Origin of the sequence: Bradyrhizobium sp. 956_D2_N1_4 (genome assembly GCF_052076025.1) — a bacterium.
In the GTDB taxonomy this organism is placed as follows: domain Bacteria; phylum Pseudomonadota; class Alphaproteobacteria; order Rhizobiales; family Xanthobacteraceae; genus Bradyrhizobium; species Bradyrhizobium barranii.
This window is the reverse complement of the sequence record NZ_CP197237.1, coordinates 6,590,092-6,616,910: the sequence shown is the minus strand read 5'-3', so window position 1 is coordinate 6,616,910 and position 26,819 is coordinate 6,590,092. Positions and strand designations below refer to the sequence as shown.

At 65.1% G+C, this 26,819-nt stretch carries 20 protein-coding genes and 1 other RNA gene; 7 read left to right on the top strand and 14 right to left on the bottom strand.

Annotated features, from left to right (window positions below):
• Position 1: 1 nt before the first annotated feature.
• Entirely contained in the window at positions 2-3,157 is a 3,156-nt protein-coding gene (locus AB7535_RS31330; RefSeq protein ID WP_231143939.1) for a multidrug efflux RND transporter permease subunit, read from the top strand.
• A 160-nt stretch (positions 3,158-3,317) separates the two neighbouring features.
• Here AB7535_RS31330 and AB7535_RS31325 read toward each other — a convergent pair whose 3' ends face one another.
• The 8 genes from AB7535_RS31325 to tkt all read right to left on the bottom strand — a co-directional run bounded on the left by AB7535_RS31325 (position 3,318) and on the right by tkt (position 12,840).
• The gene (locus tag AB7535_RS31325; protein WP_028150910.1) at positions 3,318-4,103 is read right to left on the bottom strand and encodes an inositol monophosphatase family protein; all 786 of its coding nucleotides are present in this window, start codon (positions 4,101-4,103) and stop codon (positions 3,318-3,320) included.
• A gap of 84 nt (positions 4,104-4,187) precedes the next feature.
• Positions 4,188-5,270 carry a tetratricopeptide repeat protein gene (locus tag AB7535_RS31320; protein WP_231143940.1) on the bottom strand — a complete coding sequence of 361 codons (1,083 nt, stop codon included), beginning with the start codon at positions 5,268-5,270 and terminating at the stop codon, positions 4,188-4,190.
• 8 nt (positions 5,271-5,278) lie between these two features.
• Positions 5,279-5,953, bottom strand: coding sequence for a thiamine phosphate synthase (locus AB7535_RS31315; protein WP_231143941.1), 675 nt, complete (start codon positions 5,951-5,953; stop codon positions 5,279-5,281).
• Between the two features lie 3 nt (positions 5,954-5,956).
• Positions 5,957-6,982 (bottom strand): class I fructose-bisphosphate aldolase, encoded by a 1,026-nt coding sequence (locus AB7535_RS31310; protein WP_028150907.1) that lies wholly within the window; start codon positions 6,980-6,982, stop codon positions 5,957-5,959.
• A gap of 241 nt (positions 6,983-7,223) precedes the next feature.
• Positions 7,224-8,291 (bottom strand): class II fructose-bisphosphate aldolase, encoded by a 1,068-nt coding sequence (gene fba, locus AB7535_RS31305; protein ID WP_071916654.1) that lies wholly within the window; start codon positions 8,289-8,291, stop codon positions 7,224-7,226.
• A 52-nt stretch (positions 8,292-8,343) separates the two neighbouring features.
• Positions 8,344-9,540 (bottom strand): phosphoglycerate kinase, encoded by a 1,197-nt coding sequence (locus AB7535_RS31300; protein WP_071916653.1) that lies wholly within the window; start codon positions 9,538-9,540, stop codon positions 8,344-8,346.
• 138 nt (positions 9,541-9,678) lie between these two features.
• Positions 9,679-10,686 carry a type I glyceraldehyde-3-phosphate dehydrogenase gene (gene gap, locus AB7535_RS31295; RefSeq protein ID WP_231143942.1) on the bottom strand — a complete coding sequence of 336 codons (1,008 nt, stop codon included), beginning with the start codon at positions 10,684-10,686 and terminating at the stop codon, positions 9,679-9,681.
• 168 nt (positions 10,687-10,854) lie between these two features.
• A complete protein-coding gene (tkt, locus tag AB7535_RS31290; protein ID WP_231143943.1) occupies positions 10,855-12,840 on the bottom strand; it encodes a transketolase in 1,986 nt (661 codons plus the stop codon).
• A 285-nt stretch (positions 12,841-13,125) separates the two neighbouring features.
• On the opposite strand from tkt, the gene AB7535_RS31285 reads away from it, so the two are divergent.
• The 5 genes from AB7535_RS31285 to AB7535_RS31265 all read left to right on the top strand — a co-directional run bounded on the left by AB7535_RS31285 (position 13,126) and on the right by AB7535_RS31265 (position 15,636).
• On the top strand, positions 13,126-13,446 hold the full coding sequence (locus AB7535_RS31285; RefSeq protein ID WP_020608063.1) for a DUF4164 domain-containing protein: 321 nt from the start codon (positions 13,126-13,128) through the stop codon (positions 13,444-13,446).
• Complete coding sequence (locus AB7535_RS31280) at positions 13,443-13,826, top strand: cell division protein ZapA (RefSeq protein ID WP_028150902.1); 384 nt, start codon at positions 13,443-13,445, stop codon at positions 13,824-13,826. The genes AB7535_RS31285 and AB7535_RS31280 overlap by 4 nt, the downstream gene beginning before the upstream one ends.
• Before the next feature lie 59 nt (positions 13,827-13,885).
• A non-coding RNA gene (gene ssrS, locus AB7535_RS31275) (6S RNA) lies at positions 13,886-14,046 on the top strand.
• A 191-nt stretch (positions 14,047-14,237) separates the two neighbouring features.
• Positions 14,238-14,834 carry a 5-formyltetrahydrofolate cyclo-ligase gene (locus tag AB7535_RS31270; RefSeq protein WP_231143944.1) on the top strand — a complete coding sequence of 199 codons (597 nt, stop codon included), beginning with the start codon at positions 14,238-14,240 and terminating at the stop codon, positions 14,832-14,834.
• The gene (locus AB7535_RS31265) at positions 14,812-15,636 is read left to right on the top strand and encodes a TIGR00282 family metallophosphoesterase (protein WP_028150900.1); all 825 of its coding nucleotides are present in this window, start codon (positions 14,812-14,814) and stop codon (positions 15,634-15,636) included. Before AB7535_RS31270 ends, AB7535_RS31265 begins: the two co-directional genes overlap by 23 nt.
• A gap of 206 nt (positions 15,637-15,842) precedes the next feature.
• On the opposite strand, the gene AB7535_RS31260 is transcribed toward AB7535_RS31265, so the two are convergent.
• Entirely contained in the window at positions 15,843-16,910 is a 1,068-nt protein-coding gene (locus AB7535_RS31260; protein ID WP_231143945.1) for a CobW family GTP-binding protein, read from the bottom strand.
• Positions 16,911-17,030: 120 nt separating this feature from the next.
• Between AB7535_RS31260 and AB7535_RS31255 the strand changes: the two genes are divergently transcribed.
• Entirely contained in the window at positions 17,031-18,128 is a 1,098-nt protein-coding gene (locus AB7535_RS31255) for a cyclase family protein (protein ID WP_063981030.1), read from the top strand.
• Between the two features lie 270 nt (positions 18,129-18,398).
• On the opposite strand, the gene AB7535_RS31250 is transcribed toward AB7535_RS31255, so the two are convergent.
• The 5 genes from AB7535_RS31250 to AB7535_RS31230 all read right to left on the bottom strand — a co-directional run bounded on the left by AB7535_RS31250 (position 18,399) and on the right by AB7535_RS31230 (position 26,616).
• On the bottom strand, positions 18,399-19,742 hold the full coding sequence (locus AB7535_RS31250; protein ID WP_231143946.1) for a c-type cytochrome: 1,344 nt from the start codon (positions 19,740-19,742) through the stop codon (positions 18,399-18,401).
• Positions 19,739-21,907, bottom strand: coding sequence for a xanthine dehydrogenase family protein molybdopterin-binding subunit (locus AB7535_RS31245; RefSeq protein WP_231143947.1), 2,169 nt, complete (start codon positions 21,905-21,907; stop codon positions 19,739-19,741). Before AB7535_RS31245 ends, AB7535_RS31250 begins: the two co-directional genes overlap by 4 nt.
• 8 nt (positions 21,908-21,915) lie before the next feature.
• A complete protein-coding gene (locus AB7535_RS31240; protein WP_208088790.1) occupies positions 21,916-22,380 on the bottom strand; it encodes a (2Fe-2S)-binding protein in 465 nt (154 codons plus the stop codon).
• Positions 22,381-23,334: 954 nt separating this feature from the next.
• On the bottom strand, positions 23,335-24,759 hold the full coding sequence (locus tag AB7535_RS31235; protein ID WP_439037448.1) for a methyl-accepting chemotaxis protein: 1,425 nt from the start codon (positions 24,757-24,759) through the stop codon (positions 23,335-23,337).
• Between the two features lie 108 nt (positions 24,760-24,867).
• Positions 24,868-26,616, bottom strand: coding sequence for a methyl-accepting chemotaxis protein (locus AB7535_RS31230; protein ID WP_354113070.1), 1,749 nt, complete (start codon positions 26,614-26,616; stop codon positions 24,868-24,870).
• Positions 26,617-26,819: the final 203 nt, after the last annotated feature.

The window sequence follows — 26,819 nt, the reverse complement described above, 5'->3', positions numbered from 1 at the left end:
CATGGCGAGTTTCTTCATCGACAGGCCGATCTTCGCCTGGGTGGTCGCGCTGTTCATCTGCTTGATCGGCGCGATCGCGGTCCCGCTGCTGCCGATCGCGCAATATCCGATCATCGCGCCGCCCTCGATCTCGATCTCGACCAGCTATCCCGGCGCCTCGCCCGAAAACCTCTACAACAGCGTCACGCGGCTGATCGAGGAGGAGCTCAACGGCGCCTCCGGCATCCTCAATTTCGAATCGACCAGCGACTCGCTCGGCCAGGTCGAGATCATCGCCAATTTCCAGCCGGGCACCGATACCAGCGCCGCCTCCGTCGAGGTGCAGAACCGCATCAAGCGCGTCGAGGCGCGGCTGCCTCGCGCGGTGATCCAGCAGGGCATCCTGATCGAGGAAGCCTCGAGCGCCGTGCTCCAGATCATCACGCTGAACTCGACCGACGGCAGCCTCGACGAAGTCGGCCTCGGCGACTTCATGATCCGCAACGTGCTCGGCGAGATCCGCCGCATCCCAGGCGTCGGCCGCGCCACGCTCTATTCGACCGAGCGCAGCTTGCGCGTCTGGGTCGATCCGGCAAAGCTGGTCGGCTACGGGCTGACCGCGGACGACGTCAACAAGGCGATCGCCGCGCAGAACGCACAGGTCGCTTCGGGCAGCATCGGCGCCGAGCCGTCGACCTCGAGCCAGCGCACCTCCTCGCTGGTGCTGGTTAAGGGCCAGCTCTCGTCGCCGGACGAATTCGGTTCCATCATCCTGCGCGCCAATGCCGACGGTTCGACCGTGCGGTTGCGCGACGTCGCACGCATCGAGGTCGGCGGCCTCAGCTACCAGTTCAACACGCGCCTGAACGGCAAGCCGACCGCGGGCCTCTCCGTGCTGATGTCGCCGACCGGCAACGCCCTGGCGACCGCGGGCGCGGTCGAGGAGAAGATGAAGGAGTTGTCGCGCTTCTTCCCGGCCAACATCTCCTACGAGATCCCCTACAACATCACGCCTGTGGTCGAGGCCTCGATCAAGAAGGTGCTGACGACGCTGGTCGAAGCCGTGGTGCTGGTGTTCGTGGTGATGTTCCTGTTCCTGCAGAACATCCGCTACACCATTATCCCGACCATCGTGGTGCCCGTGGCGCTCTTGGGCGCGTGCACCACGCTGCTGCTCGCCGGCTATTCCATCAACATGCTCTCGATGTTCGGCATGGTGCTCGCGGTCGGCATCCTCGTCGACGACGCCATCGTCGTGGTCGAGAACGTCGAGCGCATCATGTCCGAGGAAGGCCTGCCGCCGAAGGAAGCGACGCGGAAGGCGATGGCGCAGATATCGGGCGCCATCATCGGCATCACGCTGGTGCTGATGGCGGTGTTCGTGCCGATGGCGTTCTTCCCCGGCTCGGTCGGCATCATCTACCGCCAGTTCTCGGTGACCATGGTCGCTGCGATCGGCTTCTCCGCCTTCCTCGCGCTGTCGCTGACGCCGGCGCTGTGCGCGACGATTCTGAAGCCCGTCGCGGCCGGCCACGGCCATGCGAAGCGGGGCGTGTTCGGCTGGTTCAACCGCATGCTCGAAGGCGGCAAGGAGGGCTATTCCCGCACCGTCGGCTTCTCGCTCAAGCGGACCGGCCGCCTGATGCTGGTCTATGTCGCGCTGCTGGTTGGTCTCTCCTGGGCCTTCGTCAGCCTGCCCGGCGGCTTCCTGCCGATCGATGACCAGGGCTTCGTCACCACCGACGTGCAGACGCCGTCGGATTCGTCGTATCCCCGCACCGAGGCCGTCATCGAGAAGGTCGAGAAATATCTCGCCGAGCGGCCGGGTGTGAAGGATGTCACCTTCCTCACCGGCTTCAGCTTCTCCGGTCAGGGCATGAACACCGCGCAGGCCTTCATCACGCTGAAGGACTGGTCCGAGCGCGGGCCGAAGGACTCTGCCGCTGCGATCGTCAACGACATCAACCGCGATCTGTCGTCGTCGATCCGCGATGCAAAGATCTCTGCGCTCCAGCCGCCGCCGATCGACAATCTCGGCAACTCCTCGGGCTTCTCGTTCCGCCTCCAGGACCGCGGCCAGAAAGGCTACCCGGCATTGATGCGCGCCGCCGACCAGCTGATCGCGGAGGCCAATGCCAGCCCGGTGCTGCAGAAGGTCTATATCGAGGGCCTGCCCGAGGCCGGCGTGGTCAATCTCGTGATCGACCGCGAGAAGGCCGGCGCCTTCGGCGTCACCTTCGAGGACATCAACAACACGATCTCGACCAATCTTGGCTCGAACTACATCAACGACTTCCCGAACCGCGGCCGCATGCAGCGCGTCGTGGTGCAGGCGGATGCCCGCGACCGCATGCGGACCGAGGACATCCTCAACTACAACGTCAAGAACAGCCGTGGCCAGCTCGTGCCGTTCTCCTCCTTCGCCACGGTCGAATGGGCACGCGGCCCGACGCAGATCGCGGGCTTCAATTATTATCCCGCTGTGCGCATCTCCGGCGAGGCGAAACCCGGCTTCACCTCGGGCGACGCGATCGTCGAGATGGAGCGGCTTGCCGGCAAGTTGCCGCGCGGCTTCGGTTATGAATGGACCGGACAGTCGCTCCAGGAAAAACTGTCGGGCTCGCAGGCGCCGTTCCTGCTGGCGCTGTCGGTGTTCGTGGTGTTCCTTTGTCTTGCCGCGCTCTACGAGAGCTGGACCATTCCGCTCGCGGTGCTGCTCACGGTGCCGCTCGGCATCGTCGGCGCGGTGGCCGCGGCGATGCTGCGCGGCCTGCCCAACGACGTCTATTTCACCGTCGGCCTGATCACCATCATCGGCCTCGCGGCAAAAGACGCGATCCTGATCATCGAGTTCGCCAAGGACCTGCGCAAGGAAGGCAAGCCGCTAGTAGAAGCCACCATCGAGGCCTGCCGCCTGCGCTTCCGCCCGATCCTGATGACCGGCCTTGCCTTCATCTGCGGCGTGCTGCCGATGGCCATTGCCCACGGCGCCGGCGGCGCCAGCCAGCAAGCGCTCGGCAGCATCGTGATGGGCGGCATGATCGCGGTGGTGATCCTGGCGCTGCTGATGGTGCCGGTGTTCTTCGTCTCGGTGCAGCGCGTGCTGGCGGGGGACAGAGAGCCGAAGGCCGCGAAGGACGGTGAGGCGTATGGGCCGCCCGCGCCGGTCAAGCCATAAGGCGAGCTGTCATGCCCCGCGCAGGCGGGGCATCCAGTACGCCGCGGCCCTTCCGTATCCAACAAACGTCTCTGGAATACTGGATCACCCGCTCCAGTGCGCAAGTGCGCACAAAGCGGGTGATGACGGCGGAGTGTGAAGCGTAGGGTTCGCCCTAAGCCTACTTCCGCAAAATCTTCACCAATTCCCCGTGCACGAACTCGTTGCCGCACACGACGTGGCCGGTCACCAGCGCATCACCCGGCGTTGCGATGTCGCTCACCGTGCCGCCTGCCTCGCGCACCATGATCATGCCGGCAGCGATGTCCCAGGATTGCAGGTTGCGCTCCCAGTAGCCGTCGAGGCGGCCGGCGGCGACGAAGGCGAGGTCGAGGGAGGCGGCGCCGAAACGGCGCAGGCCTGCGACGCGGTCCTGGATCGCGGTCATCTCGCGGCGGAATTCCTCGTGGTCGCCGCGGCCGATATGGGGCAGGCCGCAGGCCACCACGCATTCGTTGAGCTGGCGGCGGCCGGCCACGCGCAGGCGCTGGTCGTTGAGGAAGGCGCCCTTGCCGCGCTCGGCGATGTAGAGCTCGTCATTGGCGGGGTTGTAGATCACGCCCGCAATGATCGTGCCCTCGCGCACGAGGCCGATCGAGATCGCGAATTGCGGGATGCCGTGCAGGAAGTTGGTGGTGCCATCGAGCGGGTCGACGATCCAGGTGTGGCTCTTGTCGCTGCCTTCGCGGGTGCCGCCTTCCTCGCCGATGAAGCCGTAGCCGGGGCGGGCCTTGGCTAGGTCCTGGTAGAGGATCTCCTCGGCGCGCTTGTCGGCGAGCGAGACGAAATTGGCCGGCCCCTTCAGCGAGACCTGGAGATGCTCGATCTCGCCGAGATCGCGCTTGAGGCTGCGGCCGGCGCGACGCGCGGCCTTGACCATGACGTTGATAGTGGCGGAATACAGCATGTGCTCTGGTCTTGATCGGGGGAAATGGCGCGAAATCGCGCCTGTTTGAACGATGGGGTGCCCTGCGAGGGCCTTTGCGTCAAGTCATTTGGTCCCGAGCCATTTTCTGGCGGCGGCCTCGGCCTTGCCCCGGTCCTCGGCCGGCAGGTCGGACAATTGCTTGTCGAGCTCCGGATCGCCCTTGCCGGAGGTTTTCGCCACCAGGTGCCATTTAAAGCCCTCGACCTTGTCCACGGACGTGCCCATGCCGTTGATCAGCACCCAGGCCAGGCGGTTCTGCGCGATCGCGCTGCCCTGGCGGGAGGCCTTGCGGAGCAACGCGACGGCGGCCGGCTGGTTCTTCACCGTGCCGGTGCCGTTGAACATGGCGATGGCATATTCGACCTCGGCATCGACATTGTCCGCCAGTGAAGCCGCCTGGAGCAGCCGCACCGCGCGTTCCGGGTCCTTCGGCACGCCGGTGCCTTCCTTGTAGAAGGTCGCCAGCGCGTATTGCGCCTCGGGCAGGCCGGCGTCGGCGGCCTGACGCAGCAGCTCGGCGGACCGCTTGACGTCCTGCGGCAGGGTCTGGCCGTCGAGGTAAAGCAGCGCGAGGTTATAGGCCGCCTTGGGCTCGCCGAGCTTGGCGGCGGAAGCCATCAGCTTCACCGCCTCGCTCTTGTCGACCGAGCCGCCGCGGCCGGAAATTCGCAGCATGGCGAGCGCGAACATCGCCTCGCGGTCGCCGGCATCGGCGGCGCGCTTGTACCATTCCAGCGCCTTGGCGTAGTCGCGGCGGATGCCCATGGCGTTGGAATAGAGCTCGCCGAGCATGGTCATCGCCTTGGGATCGCCCGCTTCTGCGCGGGCGGTGGCAAGATCGAACGCCGTCTTGTACTGGCCGCGCTGATAGGCGCCGAACACCAGATCGACATTGGGATTGTCGGTTGCCGGTGCGGGGATCACGGTTGCGGGCAGCGCCGGCTTGGGCGAGGCGGCCGGCTTGGGCGAGGCCGAAGGTTTTGGCGCCGGCGCGGCCTCCTTCTTCTTGGCGGCCGGAGGCGGCTTGGGCTTCTGTTTCTCAGGCACAGCGCTCGGCGTGGCCACCGGCGGCGTGATCTGGAGCTGCGCGGCCGCGGGCGCCGTCAGCAGCAGCGTGGCCAGGATGGTGATGCGCGGGAGCTTCATGTCGGGCGCTAGCCGTGCTCCTGACCCGCAAGCGCAGCCGCATGGGCCTTCTTGATCTCAGCGTCGACCTCGATCAGCGCGGCCTTGGGACCGCGCGGATCGGACCAGACGAAATCGCCGACCAGCACGAAATCGGCGCCGTTGGCGGCGAAGTCGTGCGCCTCTTCGAGCGAGGTGGCAAAGCCGACGCAGGGCGGCTCGAACAGCTCGGCCCACCAGTCCAGCCGCTCGGCGATCGCCTGGGACGACGGGCGTTGGCCCTTTGCATCAGGTTCGCCGAACAGCACGTAGTCCGCGCCTATCTCGCCCGCATCCATGGAATGGTGCCGCGTCGTCAGCCCGCCGACGCCGGCGATGCGATCGGGCTTGAGCGATGGCAGCGCCTCTTTCAGCGCGGCGATGCCGGGCAGGTGCGCGCCGTCGGCGCCGCCACGTGCGACCAGTTCGGCATGACCTTCAACGAGCAGCGCGGCGCCCGCCTTCTGGACCGGCGGGGCCAGCGCCTTGATGCGCGTGATCATGGTGCGCTGGTCGGTCTCCTTCAGCCGCAGCAGCACGGCCGCGACGTCGGCGGCAGCGAGCAGGCCCGGCAGCTCGGCGACGAACGCAGCGGGATCATCGACGGCAGGCGTCGCGAGATAGAGACGCGGCGCCGGGCGCGGCGGAGGCGATTTGTTCGACAAGATCTAGGCCGCTTTCTTTTCCAGGCTGCTTTGCCATTCGCCCTTGGACGCCAGACCATTCATCCGGGCGCGATGGCTGAATGCACTTTGGCCGGCTGCGACATTCTCGGCCTTGCCGGACCAGGCCTTCTGCGGCGCGGCCTGCAGCGCGCGGCCGTAGGAGAAGGTCAGGCCCCAGGGCAGCGGCCCGAGCTTATGCATGGCGTTGAGATGCGCAGTCGCCTCTTCGTCCGACTGGCCGCCGGAGAGGAAGGCGATGCCGGGCACCGCCGCGGGCACGCAGGCCTTCAGCAGCCGAATTGTCTTCTCCGCGACTTCCTCGACGGGGGCCTGCTTCGCGCACTTCTTGCCAGAGATCGCCATGTTGGGCTTCAGCACCATGCCTTCGAGCGCGACGCGCTGCACGCGCAATTCCTGGAAGGTCTTGTTGAGCACGCGGGTCGTCACTTCATAGCAGCGGTCGATGTCGTGATCGCCGTCCATCAGCACCTCAGGCTCGACGATCGGCACGATCTGCGCGGCCTGGCACAGTGCCGCGTAGCGGGCGAGCGCATGGGCGTTGACGCCGATCGCGGTCATCGAGGGAATGCCGCTGCCGATATCGATCACCGCGCGCCATTTGGCGAAGCGCGCGCCGCGCTCGTAATATTTCTTCAGGCGTTCGGCGAGCTTGTCGAGCCCGACGGTGACGAGCTCGCCCGGGCACATCGGCAGGGCTTGCGTGCCCTCGTCGACCTTGATGCCGGGGATGGCGCCGCTCTGTTCGATCAGCTTGACCAGCGGCGTGCCGTCCTTCGCATCCTGCCAGATCGTCTCGTCATAGAGGATCACGCCGGAGATGCACTGGCTCATGGCCTCCCTGGAGCGGAACAGCATCTCGCGATAGTCGCGGCGGTTGCCTTCCGTCGATTCCACCCCGATCGCGTCAAAGCGCTTCTTGATGGTGCCGGAGGATTCGTCGGCGGCAAGGATGCCCTTGCCGGGCGCGACCATGGCGGTCGCGATCCTGTTGAGCTCAGTCAGATTCATCGAGAGGTCCTCCCAAAACGATGCTGCCCTTGCCTGTGAAAATAGACCGTTCTCGGGCAATTGCCGAGTTAACGTTCGTCGCAGGGTAAAGGGGGCCCTCTGTCATTCCGGGATGCGCCGAAAGGCGCAGGCCCGGAATCCATAACCCCAGGCTGTGGTTATGGATTCTCAGATGCGCAATTGCGCATCATAGCCCACGCTTCGCGTGTCCCGGAATGACGGGAGGATGTGGCTGAAGGCCTTACGCCACCTTCGGATCGAGCTCGCCCTTGGCGTAGCGCTTGGCCATCTCGGCGGGGGTCAGGACCTTCTTGAACTTGGAGGCCTGGCCTGCGGTATTGAACTCCTGGAGCCGCTGCTTGCACAGCTTGGTCATCGCTTCCATCGCGGGCTTCAGGTACTTGCGCGGGTCGAACTCTTCCGGGTGCTCCTTGAACACCTTGCGGATCTGGCCGGTCATGGCCATGCGGTTGTCGGTGTCGATGTTGATCTTGCGCACGCCGTTCTTGATGCCGCGCTGGATCTCGGCGACCGGAACGCCCCAGGTCGGCTTCATCTTGCCGCCGAACTCGTTGATGATGTCCTGGAGGTCCTGCGGCACCGACGAGGAGCCGTGCATCACGAGATGCGTGTTCGGCAGCTTGCGGTGGATCTCCTCGATCACCTTCATGGCCAGGATGTCGCCGTCGGGCTTGCGGGTGAATTTGTAGGCGCCATGCGAGGTGCCCATCGCGATCGCGAGCGCGTCCACCTTGGTCTCCTGGACGAACTTCACGGCCTCGTCCGGATTGGTCAGGAGCTGGTCGTGGCTCAGCTTGCCTTCGGCGCCGTGGCCGTCTTCCTTGTCGCCCATGCCTGTTTCGAGCGAGCCGAGCACGCCGAGCTCACCCTCGACCGAGATGCCGCCGAGATGGGCCATGTCGGTCACGGTCTTGGTGACGCCGACATTGTAGGTCCAGTCGGCCGGGCTCTTGCCGTCGGCCTTGAGCGAGCCGTCCATCATGACGGAGGTGAAGCCGGCCTGGATCGCGGTCATGCAGGTCGCGGCCTCGTTGCCGTGGTCTAGATGCACGCAGACCGGAATGTGCGGATAGATCTCGGTCACCGCGTCCATCATGTGCTTGAGCATGATGTCGTTGGCGTAGGAGCGCGCACCGCGCGAGGCCTGGATGATGACGGGCGCGTCGACCGTGTTGGCCGCGTCCATGATCGCCAGCGCCTGCTCCATGTTGTTGATGTTGAAGGCCGGTACGCCGTAATCGTTCTCCGCTGCATGGTCGAGCAATTGACGTAACGTGATCCGAGCCATCTGTCTTTTTCTCCGGTTTGGGCCTGCAAGGCCGACTTAAAAGGCCGACTGACTACTTGGTGCGCAGAACTTCGACGCCGGGAAGGGGCTTGCCTTCCATCCATTCAAGAAATGCGCCACCGGCGGTCGAGACATAGGTGAATTGACCGGCCACATGGGCCTGGTTGAGAGCCGCGACCGTGTCGCCGCCGCCCGCGATCGAGATCAGCTTCTTGGCCTTGGTGCGCTCGGCGGCATGCTTGGCCGCCGCCACGGTTCCGCGGTCGAACGGCTGCATCTCGAAGGCGCCGAGCGGTCCGTTCCAGACCAGCGTGGCGGCGTCGTCGATCGCGGCGTGGACGCGCGCGATCGATTGCGGGCCGACGTCGAGGATCATGCCGTCGGCCGGGATCGCATCGAGCCCGTAGGCATGCGAGGGCGCGTTCGCCGCGAAATGATAGGCGACGGTGGCGTCGACCGGCAGGATGATCGCGCAATTGGCGGCTTCCGCCTTCTCCATGATGCGGATCGCCGTCGCGGCGAGATCCTTCTCGGCCAGCGACTTGCCGATCCCAACGCCCTGGGCGTGCAGGAAGGTGTTGGCCATGCCGCCGCCGATCACGAGCGCGTCGACCTTGGTCACGAGGTTTTCGAGCAGATCGATCTTGGTCGAGACCTTGGCGCCGCCGATGATCGCGATGACGGGCTTGGTCGGCGAACCCAGCGCCTTCTCCAGCGCGACGAGCTCGGCCTGCATGGTGCGGCCGGCATAGGCCGGCAGCTTGTGGCCGAGGCCTTCGGTCGTGGCATGGGCGCGGTGCGCGGCCGAGAAGGCGTCATTGACCCAGATGTCCCCGAGTTTCGCCAACTCGGCGACGAAGGCGGGATCGTTCTTTTCCTCTTCCTTGTGGAAGCGGGTATTTTCCAGGCACAGGATGTCGCCATCCTTCAACGCCGCTACGGCCGTGGCCGCGGGTTCGCCGACGCAGTCGTCGGCGAAGGCGACGGGCCTGTTCACGACCTTCGACAGCGCTTCGGCAACCGGCTTGAGCGACTCCTTGGGGTCGCGTCCCTTCGGCCGGCCGAAATGCGCGAGCAGGATGACCTTGCCGCCCTTGTCCGAGATTTCGGTGATGGTCGGCGCAACGCGCTCGAGCCGGGTCGCGTCGCTGACGCGCCCGTTGTCCATGGGCACGTTGAGATCGACGCGCAGCAGCACGCGCTTGCCCTTCACATCGACGTCGTCGAGGGTGCGGAATTTGTTGGTCATCGGACACTCTCTAGTCCCGGGCGCATAGCGGCGCGGAGTGCCGCCGTGCAGAACCGGGACCTACGCTGGAGGGACACGGGTCCCGGATCTGCGACGCAGCGTTTCACGCTGCATCGCGTCCGGGACACGAGAGCGGAGTTAGATCACCTTCGCGAACGCGACGGCGGTGTCCGCCATGCGGTTCGAGAAACCCCACTCGTTGTCGTACCAGGACAGCACGCGCACCAGCGTGCCGTTCTGCACCTTGGTCTGGTCCTCGTGGAAGGTCGAGGAGTGCGGATCGTGGTTGAAGTCGATCGAGACGTTCGGCTGGTTGGTGTAGCCGAGAATGCCCTTGAGCTGCTGCTCGGAGGCGCGCTTCATCGCCGCGTTGATTTCCTTGGCGTCGGTGGCGCGCTTGGCGACGATCTTGAGGTCGATGACCGAGACGTTCGGGGACGGCACGCGGATCGAGACGCCGTCGAGCTTGCCCTTCAACTCGGGCAGCACGAGGCCGATCGCCTTCGCCGCGCCGGTCGAGGTCGGGATCATCGACATCGCCGCCGCACGGCCGCGATAGAGATCCTTGTGCATGGTGTCGAGCGTCGGCTGGTCGCCGGTATAGGCGTGGATCGTGGTCATGAAGCCGGTCTCGATGCCGACCAGGTCGTTCAGCACCTTCACGACCGGCGCGAGGCAGTTGGTGGTGCAGGAGCCGTTGGAGACGACCAGATGATCCTTGGTCAGCGTGTCATGGTTGACGCCGTAGACGATGGTGGCGTCGGCGCCGTCGGCGGGTGCGGAGACCAGCACGCGCTTGGCGCCGGCGGCCAGATGCGCGGACGCCTTGTCCTTCGCGGTGAAGATGCCGGTGCATTCCATCGCGATGTCGACGCCGAGATCCTTCCAGGGCAGCTTCGAGGGATCGCGCTCGGCGGTCACCTTGATCTTGCCGCTGCCGAGGTTGATGGAGTCGCCATCGACGGTCACGGTGCCGGGGAAGCGGCCATGGACGCTGTCGAAGCGAAGGAGATGCGCGTTGGTCTCGACCGGGCCGAGGTCGTTGATGCCGACGACCTCGATGTCCTTGCGGCCGGACTCGGCAATAGCCCGCAGGATGTTGCGGCCGATGCGGCCAAAACCGTTAATTCCGACGCGGACTGCCATGTTTCATCTCCTTATGACCGTTCAATGACGTGTTCGATAACCCCGATCATCCCGCACAACGCGCTTAGCGCGCCTGCGAGGGTTTTTTAGGGCGGACGCCCGGTTCGGCCGGGCGATGCTTGATCATATGAGAGACTACGTAGTCCTTTTTTTTGGCAAGCTCAACTCTCAGCTAACGCGCTTCAGCACAGCGTTAACCGCAGCCTCGGCGGTAATGCCGAAATGCTTGTAAAGATCCTTCGCCGGCGCGCTCGCGCCGAACGAATGCATGCCGATAAAATCGCCATCCTGGCCGATCACGGCATCCCAGCCCCAGCGCACTGCGGCCTCGATCGCGACCTTCACCGGCGCGTTGCCGATGATCTCGGCACGCTTGGCTTCTGGTTGCGCTAACAAAAGCTCGAGCGAGGGCACCGAGACCACCCGTGACGCGATGCCGCGCTCGGCGAGCTGCTTCTGGGCGGCGACCGCGATCTCGACCTCGGAGCCGGAAGCGAACAGCGTTGCCTTGGCTTCGCCCTGGGCGGCGACCAGCTCGTAGGCGCCGGCCGCGCAGGGAATGTCGTTCGGCGCATTGGTGCGGAGCTGCGGCAGGTTCTGCCGCGTCAGCGCCAGCACGGTCGGGCCGTCGATACGATTGAGCGCAAGCTCCCAGCACTCGGCGACCTCGATGGAGTCAGCGGGGCGGAACACGCGCATGTTCGGAATGGCGCGAAGTGCGGCGAGATGCTCGACCGGCTGGTGGGTCGGGCCGTCCTCGCCGAGGCCGATGGAATCGTGCGTCATCACGTAGACGACACCGGCGCCCATCAACGCGGCAAGGCGCATCGCGGGACGCGCATAGTCGGTGAACACCAGGAAGGTCGCGCCGTTCGGCGCGAAGCCGCCATGCAGGAAGATGCCGTTCATCGCAGCCGCCATGCCGTGCTCGCGGATGCCGTAATGGATGAAGCGGCCTTTTGGCGTCTTGGCCGAGAAAGCTGTGGCCGACTTCGCCTTGTTGTTGTTGGAGCCGGTGAGGTCGGCGGAGCCTGCGAGGAATTCCATCGGCATCGCGCCGGCAATGACTTCGATTACCGCTTCCGAGGATTTGCGGGTCGCCGCGGTCATCGGCTTTTCGAGCAGCTCCTTCTTGTACGCGCGCACGGCCTTCGCAAGCGAGGCCGGACGCTCGTGGCGCAGACGGCGCTCGAACTCGGCGCGCTTGCGGCTGCCGAGCTCACCGAGCCTTCCCTCCCATTCCTGCCGTGCCGCCGCGCCGCGGCTGCCGGCGGCGCGCCAGGCCTTCAGCACGTCATCCGGCACCGAGAACGGCTCGAGCGAGATGCCGAGATTTTCCTTGGCGGCCTTGAGCTCGTCGGCGCCGAGCGCCTCGCCATGCGCCTTCGCGGTGCCGGCCTTATGCGGCGCGCCGAAGCCGATGGTGGTGCGGCAGGCGATCAGCGTCGGCTTGTTGGATTTTTGCGCGCGGGTGATCGCTGCGGCGATAGCGGCCTGGTCATGGCCGTCGATCTTTTCGGCGGCCCAGCCCGCGGACTTGAAGCGCTTCACCTGGTCGACGGAATCGGAGATCGAGGTCGGCCCGTCGATCGAGATGCCGTTGTCGTCGTAGAGCACGATCAGCTTGTTGAGCTTCCAGTGCCCGGCCATCGCGATCGCTTCCTGCGACACGCCTTCCATCAGGTCGCCGTCGGAGGCGAGCACATAGGTGTGGTGGTCGACGATCTTCTTGCTGAATTCGGCGGCCAGCATCTTCTCGGCGAGCGCCATGCCGACCGCGGTCGAGATCCCCTGGCCGAGCGGACCGGTGGTGGTCTCGATGCCCTTGGTGTGGAAGTTCTCGGGATGGCCCGGGGTCAAGCCGCCGAGCTGGCGGAACTGCTTGAGCTGATCCAGCGTCATGCCGGCATTGCCGGTCAGATACAGCAGCGAATAGAGCAGCATCGAACCGTGGCCGGCCGAGAGCACGAAGCGGTCGCGATCAGGCCAGTCGGTGACTGCGGCGTCGAATTTCAGGAATTGCGTGAACAGCACCGTGGCAACGTCGGCGGCGCCCATCGGCAGGCCGGGATGGCCCGATTTCGCCTTCTCGACAGCGTCCATCGAGAGGCCACGGATCGCGTTGGCCATGCGGTTGTGGTCGACTTGCGTCATGTCTGAAATCCGTCTGAAATGAGGCGCTTGGCAGTGGTGCGGGCCGCGTGGGGGGAGCCTGGCGGCCACGGAAGGTTGGGCTGGGATAGCACCTCGGTTCCGGGAGTCCAAGGCAATCAAACGTCGGTTTGGCCGTAAAAGTTGCTTAGCAGTGCATAGTTTCGCGGCGGCGTTGCGCTCCGCTAGCTTGCCACGTAAATTTCTGCTTCTAACCGTTTGCCGAACCGAGTCTTTTGCCGGACGGCAAGCCCCACGGGCAAGGCCACAGGTTCCGCCGCTGACTGCATGAACGATCGCGTTTCCAACAGCTCTGCCATGACGGAGTCCTCGGCCGTCGAGATCGAGATCGCGACCCGCAGACTCATGGCGGCGCTCGACGCGCTCGAAAGCGCGGTGGAGCGGCGGCGCGATGCCGATCGCGACGAGAACGAGCTCGCGGCGCGAATCCAGGCACTGGGCGCGGATCGCTCGCGGCTTGCCGATGAGCTCGACGGCGCGCTGGTGAAGGCGCGCAAGCTCGAGCGCACCAATCGCGAAATCTCCGATCGGCTGGATTCCGCAATCGTCACGATACGCTCGGTGCTCGATACCGGAGAGGACGGATGAGCCACATCAACGTCACCATCAACGGCCGGCAATACCGCATGGCCTGCGAGGAGGGCCAGGAGGTGCGGCTGCTCAAGCTCGCCGAAAGCCTGGAGACGCGAATTCAGTCGCTGCGCGGAAAATTCGGCGAGATCGGTGATGCCAGGCTCACCGTGATGGCGGCGCTGACCGTCTGCGACGAGCTGGTCGACGTCGGCAACCGCGTCCGCACCATGGAGCAGGAGCTGACTGAGCTCAGGGATTTCCGCAACGCCGCCGTCGAGCGCGCCCGGATGACCCAGACCGCCGTGGTGAATGCGCTCAACGCCGCCGCCGAGCGCATCGAGAAGTCGACCCAGGTCCTGAACCGGACGGTGGGCAACGGGATCGCGATCGGCTGATTTTGGGCGGACCGCCCGTTGGGCTGGCGGTTCGTCAGTATCGTTGTTACATTGCGCGGGCGAGGCTGCGACGTGCGTCAGGAGCCATATATCCCCGGGGCCTTATCGATCCTTTAGGGAACTGTCCCTGGCCGGGCCCGTGGGCTCGGACATATGGTGCCCACCTACTTTCGTAGGGAACTCCGGGATCGAGTGCTTCAACGGCGTTCGCGGCTTCGCACTTTTTTTTGCTTGGTTTGTGCTTGTCGAAACGACTGCGGCCAGCTCGGTAGATGTCATGCTCCGGCTTGCCCGGCGCATTCAGTACGCCGCGGCCTTTGTGTGAATCACCACCGCCTCTGGAATACTGGATCACCCGCCCCAGTGCGCAAGGGCGCACAAGGTGGGTGATGACGTGGGGGACCAAAGCGCATGTCCATTTCGAAAGCCGAACTCCGTGCCAAAGCCCTCGCGGCGCGCGATGCGCTGAGCGAGAAGAAGCGCACCGCCGCCGCCGCAAAGCTCGCCAAGCGCGGGCTGCCGTTCCCGCTCCTGCCCGGCAGCATCGTCTCCGGCTATTCCCCGATCCGCAGCGAGATCGATCCGCTGCCGCTGATGAAGGCACTCGCCGAGGCGGGCGCAAGGCTCGCGCTGCCCTGCGTCACCGCCCGCGGCCAGTCGCTGATCTTCCGCATCTTCCATCCGAACGACCGCCTGATGCTCGGCCCGCTCGGCATTCCCGAGCCGTCGCCGGCCGCGGCCGAAGTCATCCCCGACATCATGCTGACGCCGCTCGCGGCCTTCGACCGTCTCGGCCATCGGATCGGCTATGGCGCGGGGCACTACGACCACACCTTCGCGCATCTGCGCAAGACCAAGCAGATCGTCGGCATCGGGCTTGCTTTTGCAGCCCAGGAGATCAAGGCGGTTCCGGCACTATCGCACGACGTCGCGCTGGATTATGTGCTAACGGAATCGGACGTGTTCGATTTCCGGAGTTCTGAAGTTGCGCATTCTCTTCGTGGGTGATGTCGTCGGCCGTAGCGGCCGCAACGCCATCGCCGAATATCTGCCCGGCATGGTCAAGGACTGGTCGCTCGATTTCGTCGTCGTCAACGGCGAGAATTCGGCCGGTGGCTTCGGCATCACGGAAGCGATCTATCAGGAGTTTCTCGATGCCGGGGCCGATGCGGTGACGCTCGGCAATCATTCCTGGGACCAGCGTGAAGCCCTGGTGTTCATCGAGCGCGCCGAGCGCCTGGTGCGGCCGACGAACTACCCGCGCGGCACGCCCGGCCGCGGCGCCGCGCTGGTGGAGACCAAGAACGGCAAGCATGCGCTCGTCGTCAACGCGCTCGGCCGCGTCTTCATGACCCCGTTCGACGATCCCTTTGCCGCGCTCGAGCGCGAGCTTGGTGCCTGCCCGCTCGGCGTTGCCGCCGACGCCATCGTCGTCGACTTCCATTGCGAGGCGACCAGCGAGAAGCAGGGCATCGGCTTCTTCTGCGACGGCCGCGCCAGCCTCGTCGTCGGCACCCACACCCATGTGCCGACCGCCGACCACCAGATTCTGTCAGGCGGCACCGCCTACATGACCGACGCCGGCATGACCGGCGATTACGATTCCATCATCGGCATGCAGAAGGAAGAACCGCTGCGGCGCTTCACGTCGGGGATTCCCTCCGGCCGGTTCGAGCCGGCCGCGGGCGTGGCGACGCTCAGCGGCGTGGCGGTCGAGACGGATGATGCCACGGGCCTTGCGCTAAAGATTGCGCCGGTGCGCGTCGGCGGCCGGCTGGAGCCGGCGACGCCGAAGTTCTGGTTGAGCTGAAGTCTCACGGTATTGGCTACCCTCCCCTGGAGGGGGAGGGTCGCTACGCATGAAGCGAAGCGGAATGCGTAGCGGGGTGGGGTGACGGTCCTTCCGCGACGAACAGTGCCCGCGTGGAGAGATCACCCCACCCCGCTCGCGCTTCGCGCGATCGACCCTCCCCCTCCAGGGGAGGGTAAGAGCAGCGTCGCTCATTTCGACGCGCCTCACGCTGCGGCGCGAACCGCCTGCCAGAGCTCAAGCACGTCCGCCCGCAAGATCCCGCGCGTGATGAAGACGATGCGCGAGCGGCGATCGCTGTCGGGCCAGCCGCTGAGCGCGACCGGCGGATGGAAGACGTGATGCACGCCATGGATCACGATCGGCGTCGGTTCGTCACGGAGATTGAGGATCCCCTTCACCCGCAGCAGATCCTGGCCGCGCGCGTTGCGTAAATGCGCAAGCCAGTGCGTCACGGCCATCCAGTCGAGCGGCTCGTCGAACGCCAGCATGAAGCTCGCGATCGACGCATCGTGATCATGATGGCCATGATCATGGTGCGCGTGATGATCGTGATGCGCATGGCCGGCGTGCGCATCTGGTTCCGCGAAGGCCCGCTCGTTGAGCCAGCGCTCAACGTCTATCCTTTTCAGCTCGGGATCGATCAGGCCGGCGCCGAATAGCTGCGCGGGATCGATCTCGCCGTGACTGACGTTTTCGATTCTGGCGCCGGGATTGAGCCGCCGCAGGCGCAGCTCAAGCGCGGCGATGTCCTCGACCAGGTCGCTCTTGGTGATCAACAGCCGGTCGGCCAACGCCACCTGTTTCACCGCCTCATACTGCCGATCTAGCTGATGCGGCGCGTTGACCGCATCGACCGTGGTCACGACCGTGTCGAGCCGCAGGAAGTGCGAGACGAGCGGATTGTTGAGCAGAAGCTGCACGATCGGCGCGGGGTCGGCGAGCCCGGTGGTCTCGACCAGGATACGGCGGAACGGCGGAATCTCGCCGCGGTCCCGCTTCACCAGAAGGTCTCGCAGCGTCTGCTCCAGGTCGCTGCGGATGGTGCAGCAGATGCATCCGCTCGCAAGCACGGCGACTTCGCCGTCGACGCGTTCGACCAGGAGATGGTCGAGGCTGACTTCGCCGTACTCGTTGATGATGACGGCGCTGTCTTTCATGCCGTCGTGGCGCAGCAAGCGATTGAGCAGCGTGGTCTTGCCGCTGCCGAGAAAGCCGGTGATCAGCGAGACCGGAAGTCGCTGCGCGGATTTATCGCTTTCGAACAGGCCCATGGGAAGCTCTCGCGTCGGCCGTCTTATTTTTGTCGCTGGACAACAGCGTAGCGGAGGAGGAGGCTAGCGGAAACAATTTTAGAGTCAGACATTGTTCTGACCACAACCTGGGAGGGTGGAATGTCTAACGAGATCAATAACGTAGATCAAGACGGCGGCGGCTCCACGACGGATCGCCGGACCCTGCTCCGCACCGCGGGCATCGCCGGCGTTGCTGGAGCCGCGCTCGCCGGCTCGATGCACGGCAAGTTCGCGCTTGCACCGATCAGTGAGGCCCAGGCGCAGACTGCAACCTCCATGCCCAAGGGCACCGACAAGCCCTGGTGGCCATCGAAATGGGGTAAGGATGACGAGTCCGGCGCATCCAACCACATCACCCCGGCGAAGGTCCTCGACGCGGCGAAATGGATCAAGGACGGCAAGATCTACAAGATCGGCCGCGTCTACGAAGCCGCCATGCCGCTGTTTGGTGCGCGTATATTCGCACTGCGCATTCCCGGCAGCCCGACCGGCGGCCCGTTCGGTGACAATAAGATGGTCTATCACGACGAATTCCTGGCCACCGAGATCGGCCAGACCGGTACGCAGTTCGACGGCCTCGGCCATATTGGAGTCCAGCTCGGCAAGGACGGCGACAAGAGCGAGATGCGATTCTACAATGGCTTCACAGCTGCAGAAATTAGCGACGCATACGGGCTCAAGAAGCTTGGCATCGAGAAGCTTAAGCCGATCTTCACCCGCGCGCATCTGCTCGACATGGTCGCGCTCAAGGGCGGCATGATGGATGCGGGGCAGGAGATCACCTCGGCTGACATCAAGGCGGCGCTGGCGAAGCAGAACATCCCCGAGAGCGACATCAAGCCTGGCGACGCGATCATGTTCCACACCGGCTGGGGCTCGCTGTGGATGAAGAACAATGATCGCTTCAACAGCGGCGAGCCGGGCATCGGCCTCGATGCTGCGAAGTGGGTGGTCGAAAAGGATCTTGCGCTGACCGGCGCCGACACCTGGGCGGTCGAGGTGGTACCCAATCCCGACAAGTCGCTCGCTTTCGTGGTCCACGCCGAGCTGCAGACCAAGCACGGCATCCACAACCACGAGAATCTGATCTTCGACGATCTGATCGCCGAGAAGAAGTATCAGTTCGTCTATTCCTTCACCCCGGCGCCCATCAAGGGCGCGACGGGAAGCAACGGATGTCCGATTGCGATTACGTGAGGACGAAGATCGGCGCGGGCGGGTGACGCGTCCGCGCCGATGTTATGGTTGAGCTGAAAGCGGCGCCACATCCTCGGTGTCGTCCCCGCCTAGTGCGCAATTGCGCACGGGGGCGGGGATCCATAACCCCAGGGAGTAGTGTGGGGCACAGCTCCCACACCGAATCTTCGCCAAACCCCGCCCTGTGGGTATGGGTCCCGGATCTGCGCTTCGCTTGTCCGGGACGACGGCGGAGATTGGCGCGCGATCACGCGTCAATCTCGTCGTACACTACTCCGCCGTCTGCTCCCGCAGCTCCGCGACATCCTTCGCCGTCAGCTTCGAGCCCTTGGTGCCGAACCGTGCTGTGACGTAATTCGCCACCGCCGCGATCTCGTCGTCGCTATACGCATCGCCGAACGCCGGCATCGAGAGCGCGCCGTCGGGCGTATGCCGCTTGGTGCCCGACAGCACGATCTGCGCGACGTTGGTGGCGGCGGGGTCGTTGACGGCCCAGGTGCCGGTCAGCGTCGCCATCGGCGAGACCGGGCTCTCGCCGCTCCAGCCGTGGCAGCTGGCGCAGGCGCTGGCGAACACCATCTTGCCGCGTGCGTCTGCCGTGACGCCGTCCTTGTGCGAGGCGGGCGCGGCCGGCGCCGTGGTGGCAGGCAGGTCGGGCGAGGCCACCGGCGGCACGCTGCGCAGATAGGCGACGACCGCGCGGATGTCTTCGGGAGCAAACTTGCTGAAGCTGTGATCGACCGCTTCGCCCATCGGACCCGAGGCCGAGCCGTGGCCCGGTGCGTGGCCGAGCGACAGATACGAGATCAGGTCCTCGTCGCGCCAATTGCCGAGGCCGGTGGCCTTGTCGGAGGAGATGTTGAAGGCGCGCCAGCCCGCCGTGATCGCGCCGCCGAACTTCTTGCGGTTGTCGAGCGCAAAGCCGAGATTGCGCGGCGTGTGGCACTCGCCGCAATGCGCCAGCGCTTCGGCGAGATACGCACCTCTGTTCCACTCCGGGCTCTTCGAGGTATCCGGCGTAAAGCGCGTGTCCGGATTGAACACGGCCGACCAGAAGATCATCGCCCAGCGCTGGTTGAACGGGAACGACAGCGTGTTGTCGGGCGCTTTCGCGCGCACGGCCGGCAGGCTGAACAGATACGCCTTCACCGCCAGCACGTCCTCGTCCGTCATGTAGGTGTAGGACGTGTAGGGCATGGCCGGATAGAGCCGCGCGCCGTCATGACGCGTGCCGCGCTGGACCGCGTTGAGGAAATCCTGGTCGCTGTAATTGCCGATGCCGGTGTCCTTGTCTGGCGTGATGTTGGTCGAATAGAGCGTGCCGAACGGCAGCTTGAAGCCGAGCCCGCCGGAATATTCCTTCTCGCCGGGCTTGGTGTGGCAGACCATGCAGTCGGCCGCCTTCGCGAGATACTCGCCGCGCTCGACCACACTCGCTTTCTCCAGCTTGGCCGGTACGCCGGTCGGCTTGCCGGCGCGATAATCCGCCAGCGCCACTTTGGTGCCGCCGGCGAAGTCGAGCGGGCCGGGCCCGCGGATGATCCAGACGCCGAGCGCCGCCACCACGATGGCGATCACGACCAGGCTTGTGAGGATACGCATCTTGCCGCTCATGCCTTCTTCCCCGCAGCCAGATGTTTCCGATCGATCGGCAGGCGCCGCAGCGCCACGCCGGTTGCGGCGTAGATCGCGTTGCGCAGCGCCGGTGGTCCGGCATTGACGCCGGCTTCGCCGATGCCGCCGGGCGCTTCGCCGCTCTTGACCACGATGACCTCGATCTTCGGCGTCTCGTTGATGCGCATCATGCGGTAGTCGTGGAAGTTCGACTGCTGCACGCGGCCCTTGTCGATGGTGATCTCGCCATAGAGCGCGGCGGTGAGGCCGAAGATCAGCCCGCCCTCGATCTGCGCCTTGATCGTATCGGGGTTGACCGCAATGCCGGTGTCGACCACCGAGGTGATGCGGCGCAGCGTGATCTCGCCGATGTCGTCGATCTCGGCTTCCACAACAGTTGCGAGGAAGCTCGCAAACGATGGCTGCAGGCAGACGCCACGGCCAACGCGGGCCGGCAGCGGTTGGCCCCAGCCGGATTTCTCCGCGGCAAGGTTGAGCACCGCGAGCGCACGCGGAGTCTTGGTCAGCATCGACCTTCGGAATTCGACCGGATCCTTGCCGGCCTTGCGCGCAAGTTCGTCCAGCGCGCATTCGAACGCGAACACATTGTTGTTCGGGCCGACACCGCGCCAGAAGCCGGTCGGCACAGCCGGTGGCTCGGCACGGACATATTCGACGTGGAAGTTGGGAAAGTCGTAGGGCGTCTCCACGGCGGCGTCGACCGCGTCGATATCGACGCCCTTCTGGAACGCTGGCGGCAGCCAGCGGGCAATCACCGCAGAACCTGCGATCTTGTACTTCCAGGCCGCCACCTTGCCGTCGACCAGGGTCGCATTGACCTGGTCGCGATAGACCGGGCGGTAGACGTCGTGCTGGATGTCCTCCTCGCGGGTCCATATCACCTTGACGGGATAGTCGACCTGCTTGGCGATCTTGACCGCCGCAACCACCATGTCGGGCTCGAGCTTGCGGCCGAAACCGCCGCCGAGCAGGTGCTGGTTGACGATCACCTTCTCGACGGGAAGGCCGGCGGCCTTCGCCGCCTCCGACTGCACGCGCGTCATGATTTGTGTGCCGGTCCAGATCTCGCAGGCATCCGGCCTGACGTGAACGGTGGCGTTGATCGGCTCCATCGAGGCATGCGCGAGGAACGGCAGTTCGAAGCTCGCCTCGAACTTGTCTCCGCTGGCAAGCCCCTTGGCGATGTCGCCGACGGATTTCGCGATCGCGCCATCCTTCTCGCTGGCCTTGCGTAAATCGTCCCAGATGTCCTTGGTGGAGATCTTGGCGTTCGGTCCTTCGTTCCACTCGATCTTGAGCGCTTCGAGACCCTTCTTGGCCGCCCACATGTGATCGCCGATCACGGCGACGGCGTCGTCGAGCACGACGACCTTGCGCACGCCGGCGACTTTCATCGCTGCGCTGTCATCGACCTTGCCGACCTTGCCGCCGAACACCGGGCAATTGGCGATCGCGGCAATCTTCATGTTGGGCAGGATCGCGTCGATGCCGTAGACGACTTTGCCGTTGACCTTGTCCGGTGTATCCAGCCGCTTCAGCGGTTGGCCTATGAGGACGAAGTCCTTGGGGTCCTTGACCGGGACATCCTTCGGCGGTGTCTGGCTCTGTGCCGCCAGCGCGAGCTCACCATAGCCGAGCTTGCGGCCGCTTGCCGCATGGATGACTTCGCCCTTGGACGTCGTGCAACTCGCGGGCTCGACCTGCCATTGCGCGGCGGCGGCCTGCACCAGCATCGCGCGCGCGCTGGCACCCGCTTCGCGTAGCGGCTTCCACCAGGCGCGGATCGACGTCGAACCACCCGTCGCCTGCAGTCCGAAGGCGGGATTGGCGTAGAACTTGTCGTTCGGCGGCGCGTGCAACGCCGCGACCTTTGCCCAATCGGCGTCGAGCTCTTCGGCCAGAACCATCGAGATCGAGGTGTAGATGCCCTGACCCATCTCCACCTGCGGCATGATCAGCGTGGTCTGGCCGGTCTCGTCGATACGGATGAAGGCGTTGGGCGCGAACTTGCCGTCGGTCGTATCCTTCGGCTGCTCCGGCTCATTGACGGCGGCCCGCAGGGGCAAGTGAAAGGCGAGCAGGAAACCGGTCGCCACACCGCCGGTCAGAAGCGTGCGGCGGGAGAGGCTGTTGTGTGCATTCATGGCGGACCTCACGACTGCCGGCCGGAGGCGGCCTGCTTGATGGCCTCGCGGATGCGCACATAGGTGCCGCAGCGGCAGATGTTGCCGGCCATCGCGGCGTCGATGTCGGAATCATCCGGATGAGAGGTGGTTGCCAGTAGAGCGGCGGCCGCCATGATCTGGCCGGATTGGCAATAGCCGCACTGGACCACCTCGAGATCGAGCCAGGCTTTTTGCACCTTCGCGCCTGCGGGCGTATTGCCGACATGTTCGATGGTGGTGATGGCACGGTTCGCGACCGCGCTGACCGACAGCACGCAGGACCGCACCGCCTTGCCGTCGACATGCACCGTGCAGGCGCCGCATTGCGCGATGCCGCAGCCGAATTTGGTGCCGGTCATTCCGAGGATGTCGCGCAGCACCCACAGCAGCGGCATTTCCGGCGGCGCGTCGAAGGATTTGGTTTCGCCGTTGATGGTGAGAGTTGTTGCCATAAGCATCCCCTTGCTCGCTTGATCGCTTGCGGCGATCTAGTCGGCGAATTCGTGCGCGACAATAATCATACTGATGCGAAACGATGAAGCGCCAGAATTTCTGGCGATGCATATTTGCGCTGCCGACGCGTCAGGCCATGACGTTCACGAATTTGTGCGGCGATCGCTGCAGCGGAATTGGGCTAATTGATATGATAATCGTCATGTTGTGACGCATTTTCGTCGTACGCATCGTTGATCGCCGCAGATGATCGTGCGAATGCGGAAATTCATGCGATGACGAAATTCGTGCGATTGGGAAAGTCGGGCCGTGGCGAGCGCGGCCACGGGATCAATTGCAACGGCTCATTGTTGTGCCCTCTCCCCTTGTGGGAGAGGGCAGCGACACCGGTAGACGCAGACTCACTCGGGTGAGGGGTCTGTCTCCGCGTATGATCCTCTCATTCCGAAGCAGCTTTGCCCGCCGATAGAGACCCCTCATCCAGCGCTTCGCGCCACCTTCTCCCACAAGGGGAGAAGCGAAGGGGAGAGTGAAAATTTCGGAATAATGGCATTATGCGCCTATTTTGCCCGACGGAGCAATGGCTACATTCAACGCGTGCAGCGTGATGAGTTGAAGTCCGATCAGGCTCGGCGGACGGCAAGGCACAGCTCTCTCCGTTCCCTCCCCCCTTGCGGGGGAGGGGCAGGGAGAGGGGTGCTACACGGGGACTCTTTCGAGTCGCTCACACGCAGGCCCGATGCCTCGCCAAAAACCGGTACCTTTTCCTGAGCTACCCCTCTCCCTAGCCCTCCCCCGCAAGGGGGGAGGGAACGCACCTTCGTCGGCGCACTAGGTGAGTCTCTTCATCAGGCATCCAAGCCATTGATTCCCCAACGCCCCGCCTACTGTGCATGGGGTTGTTTTCCAGATTTTTGATTCAGAGACGCCAGGCGCGGCCGTCGCGGCGGGCGTCAGCTCTGCCGAAAACCCATCCGGAAGGCGCCCCAGTGCTTGCCGCGGATCACGATCGGCGAGGACAGGTCCTTCATCAGCACGAACTGTCCGCCGCCCATGTCGCGGCGATAGGTCTGGAGCAGGAACGGTTTTGTGTTGGCCGCGACTTTCTTCACCGCGCGGTCGCTGAACAGGCGGCGGTTGCGGCAATTGGCGTTGTTCCAGACGGGATCCTTGCCCTGCGGTAGGCGGTAGTTAGGGTTGTGGGTCGGCAGATAGCCGCCCTTGGCCCAGGCGACGCAGAACACGATGCGGGGGTCTGACTTCTGGATCGGGTCCTGGATGGCGGGCAGCGCGCGGTCGGTGAAGTCGACGTAGTTGGTCTTGTATTGCTTGGGATGGGTGCCGGGGATTTCCCGGTAGTTCTCGTCCATGAGCTGGTCGAGCGTGATCTCGCCGCGGTCGATTGCGGCCTCGAACTCGTCCGAGATCCGCTTTGCGGTCTCGACGACGACGCGGATCAGCGGCGCATCCGATGTCTCCACGCCGCTGTCGGCGATCATTGCGATCAGCGCTTCGGAGGTGTCGAGCAGTTTTGCCACGCGCTGATCGGCGTTCTTGAGATCGCGCGAGGACAGGTCGACGCCCTTGGCGAGCTCGTTGAGCTCGCTGATGACCGTGTCGCAATGGCCGAGATTGGAGGTCGCGGCGCGCGTGACGCTGTCGATCTCCGCTTCCACCGAGGCAAAACCCTGCTGGACCCGCGAGATGATGCCGGAGATCTGCTGGGCGCCTTCGCCGGCAGTCTTGGCGCGTTGCGAGGCGTCGCTGCTCTCGCCGATCAGGCCTTCGATCTGGCCGTCGAGATCGCGCACGGTGTCGGAGATCTGATGCGTGGCCGCACGGGTAGCCTCCGCGAGATTCTTGACCTCGCTTGCCACCACTGCAAAACCGCGGCCGGCATTACCGGCGCGGGCCGCTTCGATGGTGGCGTTGAGCGCGAGCAAATTGGTCTGCTTCGCGATCGCCTCGATCGAGCCGGACACTTTTGCCACCTGCGCCAGCGCCGAGCCGACCGCGCTCAGGCGCGCCTCGATCCGCTCCACGGCTGCGACGAGCTCGGAGATGTGGCTGACTGCGGTGTCGACCGCGCCGCGCGACTGCGCGATCTCGCCGACCGCCGCCGATGCGGTCGATTGCACCGCCTGCGATGCGTTGGCGATATCGTGATTGGCCGAGACCATGGTCTCGGCCGTCTCCTGGAGGTGATGGAACCGTTCGGACTGGTTCGCGACGCGGTTTGCGACTTCCTGGACGTTGCCGGCGATGTCGGCGAGCTCCACGCCGAGGCCGCCGATGCGGTCGGCGAGCTGATCGATCAGACGTTCGGCGAGTGTCCGGTTGGAGCCGGTGTCCAGGACTGCAAGTTGTGCGACGGACATGTTTTGAGAGTCCTCCAGTCAGAGCCGTTCGCCGGCTCTCCGCGGCATTCCCATTCCAATTCCAGCCTTAAAGGATGATTCGCGGCCGGCGTCTTGCCTGAGCGTGCACTACAGCTTGTAAGCCGTGCGGAATCCGCCCCAGTGCCGGCCCTGGACGCGGATCGGAACGTCGATCTCGCGCATCATCACGGTGTTGCCGTTGCCCATGTCGCGCGCATAGCTCTGGACCAGATACGAGCGCAGGTTGCGCGCGGCGGCGAGCCCCGCCGGATCGTTGAAGATCCGCCGGTTGCGGCTGTTGGCGGTGTTCCAGGCGGTGTCGCCCGGCCGCTGCGGATGCGAATAGATCTTGTTGTGCACCGGCAGGAAGCCGTTGCGGTCGACCATGGCGCAGAACGCCATGCGCGGTTCCTTGGCGAGAAAGGCTTCCTGGAACGGCGGCAGCGCGCGGTCGGCCCAGTCCAGATATTTCGTGCGGTATTGCTGCGGATTGGTGCCGGCGATCTCCGCATAATCGGTGTCGAAGAGGTCGTCGATCCTGACCTCGCCGCGTGCAACCGCCTGCTCGAAAATCCGGGTCAGCGCGGTGCCGGCTTCCATGGCGCGGGTGACGAACTCGGTGTTCTCCTCGTGGATCGACCAGAGCCTGTCTTCGATCTTCTCGCTGAGATCGGCATTGGGGCTGACGAATTGCGCGCGGGCGCCGGCCTTGGTCTGCTCGATCACGCGCAGGCGGCAGGCGCCGACGCCTTCGAGGGTGCCGTCGACGACGGCCTGCGTGGCAAGCTTCGCCGCCTCCGCGCCGCCGATCAGCACGCCGTCCATCGCGATCTCGTAGACCTGCAACACGCCCCGCGCGGTTTCGAATCTGAGATGGCAGGGCAGCCGTTCGGTCTTGCGGCGGTCGTCGTGCTCGCTCTGGCGCAGCAGCACCGCACAGCGCGATTTCAGCTTCCGTGCGAAGGTGGTGACGGCCTTGCCGGCGCTGGCGACGTTCTCGCCATGGGTCTCGGCGGCCTTGGTTGCGGCATCGATCTCGGCCGCGCTCTCACCGACCGAGATGATGAACTGCGACGCGCTGGCCGCGTTGCCGGAGACCTCGCTGGTGGTGGCATTCTGCTCGGCGACCGCGCCGTTGACGGTGTCGAACACCGGGCGGATCGCCTCGATCGCCTGCGCGATGCGATGCACGGCGTCGGCCGAGCCGGCGGCGTCGCGCTGGAGCGCGTCGATCTTCCTGGTGATCTCCTCTGTCGCGCCCTGGGTCTGCACCGCGAGCGCCTTCACTTCGGTGGCGACGACCGCAAAGCCCTTGCCGGCCGCACCCGCACGCGCCGCCTCGATGGTCGAGTTGAGCGCGAGCAGTGTCGTCTGCCGCGCGATCTGCGCGATCAGATTGACGACATTGCCGATGGCGGCGGAGGATTCGCGCAGGCGGTCGACATTGGCGCGGGCTTCCTGCGCCGCGGCGCTGGCTTCGTCGGCGAGCTTGCCGGCCTCGCGCACCTGCGCGCCGATGCCCTGCGCGGACTGGGTAAACTTGTCGGCGGCATGGGCAAAGGTGGAGGCGGTCGATTGCGCTGCATTGGTGCGGCCGGTGAGGGCGTCGGTGCGCTCGCGAATATCCGCGAGCGTTGCTGCGGTCGCCTCCGCGCCGCCGGCGACCGAATTGGCGGCCCGCTCGAGCTGGCGGATCATGGCGCCGAGCTCGAGTTCCAGCAGTTCCAGGATTTCCCTGGCGGAATCGGCCTCGGCCGAGGGGGCGGGCGCCGGATCGACCGGCGACGGCGCGGCCTGTGGGGGTGCCACGGGCGCGGACAAGTCGGGCAGACGCTTCCGAAACAATGCGAACGCCATCAGGTCACTCTTGTCGGGGAACGGGCGGTTGCTATTTTCGCAGGCCGGAATGAAATCAGGGTTAACGGTGCCTGACTCGTAGGCACGGGCCACTACGGTATTACCTTAAAGTCGTAGAGCCTCTTTCATTCCGGTGGGTTGGCGGCCTATAAGGCCGCGCTTCCCACGCTCACCTTTGGCGCACGATTCCTTACGAGACACGC

Coding starts and splice junctions, on each gene's coding strand:
- tkt (WP_231143943.1), bottom strand. CDS start 12,840: ATGACGCAAGTCGACCACAACCGCATGGCCAACGCGATCCGTGGCCTC.
- AB7535_RS31245 (WP_231143947.1), bottom strand. CDS start 21,907: ATGAATGCACACAACAGCCTCTCCCGCCGCACGCTTCTGACCGGCGGT.
- AB7535_RS31230 (WP_354113070.1), bottom strand. CDS start 26,616: ATGGCGTTCGCATTGTTTCGGAAGCGTCTGCCCGACTTGTCCGCGCCC.
- fba (WP_071916654.1), bottom strand. CDS start 8,291: ATGGCTCGGATCACGTTACGTCAATTGCTCGACCATGCAGCGGAGAAC.
- AB7535_RS31325 (WP_028150910.1), bottom strand. CDS start 4,103: ATGCTGTATTCCGCCACTATCAACGTCATGGTCAAGGCCGCGCGTCGC.
- AB7535_RS31255 (WP_063981030.1), top strand. CDS start 17,031: ATGTCTAACGAGATCAATAACGTAGATCAAGACGGCGGCGGCTCCACG.
- AB7535_RS31270 (WP_231143944.1), top strand. CDS start 14,238: ATGTCCATTTCGAAAGCCGAACTCCGTGCCAAAGCCCTCGCGGCGCGC.
- gap (WP_231143942.1), bottom strand. CDS start 10,686: ATGGCAGTCCGCGTCGGAATTAACGGTTTTGGCCGCATCGGCCGCAAC.
- AB7535_RS31310 (WP_028150907.1), bottom strand. CDS start 6,982: ATGAATCTGACTGAGCTCAACAGGATCGCGACCGCCATGGTCGCGCCC.
- AB7535_RS31285 (WP_020608063.1), top strand. CDS start 13,126: ATGAACGATCGCGTTTCCAACAGCTCTGCCATGACGGAGTCCTCGGCC.
- AB7535_RS31300 (WP_071916653.1), bottom strand. CDS start 9,540: ATGACCAACAAATTCCGCACCCTCGACGACGTCGATGTGAAGGGCAAG.
- AB7535_RS31320 (WP_231143940.1), bottom strand. CDS start 5,270: ATGAAGCTCCCGCGCATCACCATCCTGGCCACGCTGCTGCTGACGGCG.
- AB7535_RS31235 (WP_439037448.1), bottom strand. CDS start 24,759: ATGTCCGTCGCACAACTTGCAGTCCTGGACACCGGCTCCAACCGGACA.
- AB7535_RS31280 (WP_028150902.1), top strand. CDS start 13,443: ATGAGCCACATCAACGTCACCATCAACGGCCGGCAATACCGCATGGCC.
- AB7535_RS31240 (WP_208088790.1), bottom strand. CDS start 22,380: ATGGCAACAACTCTCACCATCAACGGCGAAACCAAATCCTTCGACGCG.
- AB7535_RS31250 (WP_231143946.1), bottom strand. CDS start 19,742: ATGAGCGGCAAGATGCGTATCCTCACAAGCCTGGTCGTGATCGCCATC.
- AB7535_RS31330 (WP_231143939.1), top strand. CDS start 2: ATGGCGAGTTTCTTCATCGACAGGCCGATCTTCGCCTGGGTGGTCGCG.
- AB7535_RS31260 (WP_231143945.1), bottom strand. CDS start 16,910: ATGGGCCTGTTCGAAAGCGATAAATCCGCGCAGCGACTTCCGGTCTCG.